We start from the raw sequence: 6,038 nt of genomic DNA on the forward strand, positions 1-6,038 counted from the left end.
GGGCCGTCTCCGGACGGTCCGCTTGTAGGAAGCGCTCGTCGGAAAGCCGCCGCTAGAATTCGAGGCGACAAGGTAAAGTCTAACTAGTCCGGTCCCGCCCCCCCCATCGCAGAAGCAGGCGATCTGCTAAATCGGAAGCAGCCTTTGGGCCGAAGCGATCGGACTTTGAATAATTAACCGCTTCGTTCCGGTTGCATTTTCCGTGGCGATTTCCCCTCGGAAGCACCTATGTTCGCGCTCCGAATAGGGAGGAGAAGGTTGATCATTCCGCTCACGAAGCGCAGGAAGGACGGCACGCCCTACCTGCGTCCCGACAATATCGAGGCGCTCCTGCAGGCGCTGGCAGACCTGCCGCGTGACGAGCTTCTTGAGCGGGCCGCTATCCGCGACCGCAAGGATCCGCTCTACGTTCCGACGGAATGCCTCCTCTATTTCGTCAGGGCAAGCCGAAGGGATAATTCGGACGCGTGGTTCGAGAAGCTCTACAGAATCTTCCTTGAGCGTGTCCTTCGTGCGCTTCCGCGCGCGGAAGCTTCAGGGAACACCGCCTCCCTGCTCAAGGAAAAGATCCGCAATGCCGTCTCCGACCGGTTCGTCGAGCTCCTGGCGAAGGACCGCAATGAACCTGACGAGAGGCTCGACTTCTTTGAGGTCAGGTTCGATCTGGCCATCAAGCGGCTACGCCTCGACGCACAGGGGCGTGCATGGCGCGAGGAAGAGCGTAGCGATCCCTTGGACGCCGATACCGACGTCTCAGAAGGTGAGGCCGGCGCTGCAGGGGCGGAATATCCGTTTGAGGCGAACATTATTTCCGATCCGCGTTTCCGGGATCGCGTGTATCTGGCGATTGACAACCTGCCGCCGGAACAAAGCAGGACCATGCATCTGCTGATGCTCGGATGGCCGATCCATTCGAACGACCCTACGGTTATGACGATCGCCAAGGCACTCGGCTGCTCGGACCGGTCGGTTCGCAACTATCGTGAGCGCGCGCTGAATACGCTCGTGGCCCTATTTAATCCTGGGGACGACCAATGACCACCAACGCTACGCCCCTCGCCCTAGAGGATGTGCTGGACCTCTTCCAGATGGAGGAGGCTCATAATGGTGACGTCCTCGCGCGCTATGTCGAGGCGCACCCGGAGTTCGCGCTCCAGCTCATTGATCTCTCGAGGCTGATGGCAACACCAGAGCTCGACGATGACGCTCCCCTCTCCGCCATCGACCAATCGCGCATCGATGCCGCCTGGATCGTCCATAAGGCGGCCGGGCTCGAGCTTAAGGGAGGCCCTAACCCACTCGACGCGCTGGCGGGTGAACGGGGCAAGGCGCTGGCGGGGGCGCTGGGCGTCCCTCGCCAAGTCGTCACTTGCCTGCGGGAGCGAAAAGTCGATCCATCGAGGACGCCGCGTCCGATACTCACAGCGTTGGGCGAGGCGCTGGAGATCCCAGAGCCGTACGTGTTCGCGGCGATGCGGCAGGCCCCGACGCTCGCATCTGGCAGACGCTTTAAGGCAGACGGGAAACCGAGCACAGCGGCACAGGTCTCCTTTGAGCAGGTGCTGATCGAGGCGGGCGTCCCGGAGGCCGACCGTAAGCGCCTCCTTGCCGAAGGCGACTGACTCATGGACGCGATTGAGCTCGGACGCCGACGCGCCGCGGAGCTGCATGCCGCTGCCGTGGCGCGCGGGCTTGATCCGACAGATCCCTACGCCTTCGTCGTCGCCGTCGCCAAGCACCGGGGCCTCGAGGTTAACCCAGCAAATCCGGGCGCCGCGGTCCTCGACAACGGACGCGCGACGCTCGTGCCGGAGGACGACCTTATCGTCCACGAGAACGTTGGGTCACCGTTCGAGCAGGCATTTCTCGTCGCTCACGAGATCGGCCATCACGAGCTCGGCGACGCAACCGCGTCGCCAACCGTGTTCGAGGCCGATCCAGTCCGCGCGTCTGAGCCGTCGCCCACCGGCATCGACCGCGTCGTGGACTACGGCCGGCGCCAGCGGCGCGAGGTTCAGATGGACCTGTTCGGCCGCGAACTCCTCATCCCGCGGGCGCTGGTGCGGCGCCTGCATATCGAAGAAGGCCTGACTGGGTCGCAGATTGCGGACCGGATGAACGCCCCCTTCGACGCCGTCGCGCAGCAATTGTTCGATGCGCTCCTGCTTCCCGTGATCGAGCCTGACGATCGGGTGCGAGTGGATAAGCCGCTCAACGCCGCTCAAGCCGCCGCCGCGGCGCATCGGGGCGGCCCCTACATCCTAGAGGCCGGCCCTGGAACCGGGAAAACACAGACGCTTACCGCCAGGGTCGTTCAGCTCATCGACGAGGGCGTGGACCCGCGCCGGCTCCTCGTTCTCACCTACTCGAACAAAGCGGCGGGCGAGATGGCGGAGCGGATCGCCGACAAACGTCCCGAAGAGGCCGCTGCGATGTGGATCGGAACGTTCCACGCCTTTGGCCTCGACCTCATCCGCCGGCTCGGCCCGGAGTTCTCGCTGCCGAGCGACCCCAGGCTGATGGACCGTGTCGAGGCGGTCGAACTGCTGGAAGCGGAGTTCCCCAGGCTCGCGCTTGAGCACTACCAGGACCTCTATGACCCCACGCGCCTCATCGGCGACATCCTGGCCGCCATATCTCGGGCGAAGGACGAGGTTGTCGGCCCTGACGAATACGCTCTGCGCGCTGAGGAGATGCGGATCGCCGCAGGCAGTGAGGAGCCGCAACACACGAACGCGCTGAAAGCGGCCGAGGTCGCGCGGATATACTCCGTCTACGAAAGACTGAAGCAGGACCGTCGGGCGATCGACTTCGGCGACCTCGTCTCGCTCCCCGTCGAGCTCCTCGAGAAGCGGCACGAAATCGCCGCCCAACTCGGCCAGCTTTACGACCACATTCTCGTCGACGAATACCAAGACGTGAACCGCGCCAGCGTTCGACTTCTGAAAGCGCTACGGCCGACGGGCGACAACTTGTGGGTGGTCGGCGATGCGCGGCAGTCAATCTACCGCTTCCGGGGTGCATCCCCGATCAGTATGTCCAGGTTCGCCTCGTCGGATTTCCGGGGCGCGACGTCGGGCAGGCTGGAGGTGAACTATCGCTCCGTCGAGGAGATCGTGAGCGCCTATTCTACTTTCGCCGTGCAGATGACAGCGGGCGGCCAAGATGCCGCGCTCCGGGCTGAGCGCGGACCTCGCGGCGCGCCTATCGAGCTCCGGCTGCGCGCGAGCAAAGAGGAACAGCCCGTCGCGATTGCCGACAGTATCGACGAGTTGTTCCGCTCGGGTATCGCCTACCGCGACCAGGCTGTGTTGTGCACCGGCAACGAGCGGCTGGGCGAGATTGCGCGCGATCTTGAACGCATGGGCATCCCCGTGCTCTTCCTCGGCAGCCTGTTCGAGCGAGGCGAAGTCAAGGATCTGCTCTCCATCCTCTCGCTGCTCGCTGACCGCCGCGCGATGGGGCTGATCCGAACTGCCTGCATGCCGGGTCTCGAGATGGCGCTCGGCGACGTGGGTATAGTATTGGAGTCGTTGCGGGACGAAGAGCACGAGCCGCTCGAATGGTTAGCGAGGCGCGGAACCCTGCCGATATCGCCAGAAGGACATCTCGCGCTCGACCAGCTCGCAGCTGTCCTCGCGGGCTTCGACGGCGAATCGCCCCCATGGCGGACCCTCGCTGCGATTGTTGTAGACCGCACGCGCTTCGCAGCGCGGATCGGGGAGGCAAGCTCGGTCGCCGAGCGAAGCCAAGGAATCGCGATCTGGCAGTTGATGAATTTCCTTCGGGTTCAGCCGCGCGAGCAAGGCCGTGCCGTCCCGCGACTTCTGGATCGAATCCGCAGGTTGGTCGCGATCGGCGACGACCGCGACCTCCGGCAACTGCCGCAGGCCGCGCAGGGTATCGACGCCGTGCGCCTTATGACGATCCACGGCGCCAAGGGCCTCGAATTCAGCTGCGTCCACCTTCCCGGCCTCAACCAGGACACCCTTCCAGGCACCCCCAAGGTGCCCCAGTGCCTGGCGCCGGATGGCGTCATCGCTGGCATAACGGGCGACGTTAAGGACGCGCTACGCGCCGGCGACATGGAAGAGCGCGAGTGCCTGTTTTACGTCGCGACATCCCGCGCGCGCGACCGCCTCGTGCTCTATGCTGCGACACAGTCAGGCGAAAGGACCCGGCCGCTGTCCGACTTCCTGCCGCGCCTCGGCCCCGGCGTAGTCAGAAGCACACCCGCCCTCGCTCACACGCTCCCGCCAGCCCCCGAGGCCGAGCCTATCCCCGTCGAGATCGACGGACCTGTTCGGCTGCGCGATTCGCAGATCGCCATGCTCGACAAGGAGAAGTGCCGACGGCGCTTCTTCTACACCCATGTGCTCGGCATCGGCGGCCGCCGGACCGAGACTGACTACATGCGCATGCATGAGGCGGCGCGCTCTGTCGTTAGAGCGATCGTGTTCGACGGGCTCGACGTCTCGAACGATATCCGTCTTGCCGCAGCCGTCAGTCTGGCGTGCGACGAACACGGCCTCGACGGGCTCGGAAGCTTCGCTGAGCTCCGCGCAGCAGCAATCGCGCTCGTCACCACCTTCATCCGCACGCGTGGATCACACACACCACGGCCCCCCAAGGCGCTGGTCCTCCGCTTCGGCGGCGACGAGGTCCACTACGGAGCCGACGACATGCTCGTCGACGATCGGGGCAAGCTCATCTACCGCCGGGTTCGGACGGGTATATTCCGCAAGTCGGACGCGGAAGACCTCTCAGTCGCGGCGGCGTTGCTCGCGATTGACGCCAACGCGCCGGGCGCGACAGCCGAGGTGGTGCATCTGACGAGCGGCAGCATCTCGATGCTCGGCATGTCGAAAACGGTGCTTGACCGCCGCCGCGAGGCGCTTAACGCCGCGATCCAACGGGTGCGCGCCGGCGACTTCCCGACTGATCCCACTCAGCGCGTCTGCCCGCGCTGCCCGGCATTCTTCGTCTGTGGTCCTGTCCCCGCCGGCACCCTGCGAAAGAAGTACTGACGCCTTTCCGGTCAGCCGCTGACGCACCGATTGTCCTTCCGTAGCCGGGAACAAGCCGGCCTAGCGAGAAGGAATTATCCATGGAAACCTTAGCATTCGACGACCTCGGCGAAGCGATCCGCGAGGGCCGCGCGCTGCGTCCGGCCAACGAGTACCGCATTCTGTTCGCGCTGGAGAGCATCGACTTCCGCCCGCTCGCGGTCGCCGATCCCATTCCTCTTGGTCGCCAGATTCTGGAGGCCGCCGGCCTCGAACCGGAGCGCGGCTACAGCCTGTTCGCGATCGTCGAGAACGGCGACTTCGAGGACGTCCGGCTCGATGAGCCGTTCGATCTGCGCGGCGCCGGCGCCGAGCGCTTCGTCGCCTTCCTCACCGACCGCGACTTCAAGTTCGAGGTGAACTCGCGTGAGGAGCGCTGGGGGAAGCCCGCGATCAGCGGACAGGTACTGGCGGCGCTTGCGATGCCCGGCCCCAACGAAGTGGTATTCCTCGAGGTGCGCGGCGGCACCGACGTGCTCGTCGAGCCGACTATGCTCATCGACCTCGGCATGCCGGGCGTCGAGCGCTTCTTCACCGCCCCACGCCCGCCGGTCGAGATTGATATCGAAATCGTCGTCAACACACGCCCGCGCCTCGTGCCTGGCCCGACGGTGACCTTCGAGCAGATTGTCGAGCTGGCGTTCCCCGGCCCGCACGCGCCGAACGTCGTCTTCTCGATGACCTATCGCAAAGCGGCCTCGGTCCCGCACGCGGGCGAGTTGGGCGCCCACGGCGTCGTCACCATCAAGCAGGGAACCATCTTCAATGTCACGCGCACTGTTCAGTCTTAACGCCGACCTCGCGAAGCTCCGCGATGAAGGCTACTTCGTTCACGTGGTGGGCGGATTCCTTGTGATGCGCGAGATCCCCTATGTCGACGCAGACCGCAAGGTCCGCCGAGGCACCCTGATCTCGAGCCTGGCGCTCGCGGGCGACCAGACTCGCCCGCCTGACACCCACGTCATGCACTTC

5 protein-coding genes are annotated in these 6,038 nt (G+C 65.0%); all 5 read left to right on the forward strand.

The window, feature by feature from the left end:
* The first annotated feature begins 258 nt into the window (after positions 1 to 258).
* The gene (locus ACOJSF_RS05490) at positions 259 to 1,038 is read left to right on the forward strand and encodes a DNA-binding response regulator (RefSeq protein WP_420141218.1); all 780 of its coding nucleotides are present in this window, start codon (positions 259 to 261) and stop codon (positions 1,036 to 1,038) included.
* A complete protein-coding gene (locus ACOJSF_RS05495) occupies positions 1,035 to 1,622 on the forward strand; it encodes a hypothetical protein (RefSeq protein WP_420141219.1) in 588 nt (195 codons plus the stop codon). The genes ACOJSF_RS05490 and ACOJSF_RS05495 overlap by 4 nt, the downstream gene beginning before the upstream one ends.
* 3 nt (positions 1,623 to 1,625) lie before the next feature.
* A complete protein-coding gene (locus ACOJSF_RS05500; RefSeq protein WP_420141220.1) occupies positions 1,626 to 5,027 on the forward strand; it encodes a UvrD-helicase domain-containing protein in 3,402 nt (1,133 codons plus the stop codon).
* 80 nt (positions 5,028 to 5,107) lie between these two features.
* A complete protein-coding gene (locus ACOJSF_RS05505) occupies positions 5,108 to 5,857 on the forward strand; it encodes a multiubiquitin domain-containing protein (protein WP_420141221.1) in 750 nt (249 codons plus the stop codon).
* A partial coding sequence (locus tag ACOJSF_RS05510) for a DUF6791 domain-containing protein (RefSeq protein ID WP_420141222.1) occupies positions 5,832 to 6,038 on the forward strand: 207 nt, incomplete at its 3' end. The genes ACOJSF_RS05505 and ACOJSF_RS05510, both read left to right, overlap by 26 nt.

Source organism: Sphingomonas sp. (assembly GCF_048594985.1).
In the GTDB taxonomy this organism is placed as follows: Bacteria; Pseudomonadota; Alphaproteobacteria; order Sphingomonadales; family Sphingomonadaceae; genus Sphingomonas_I.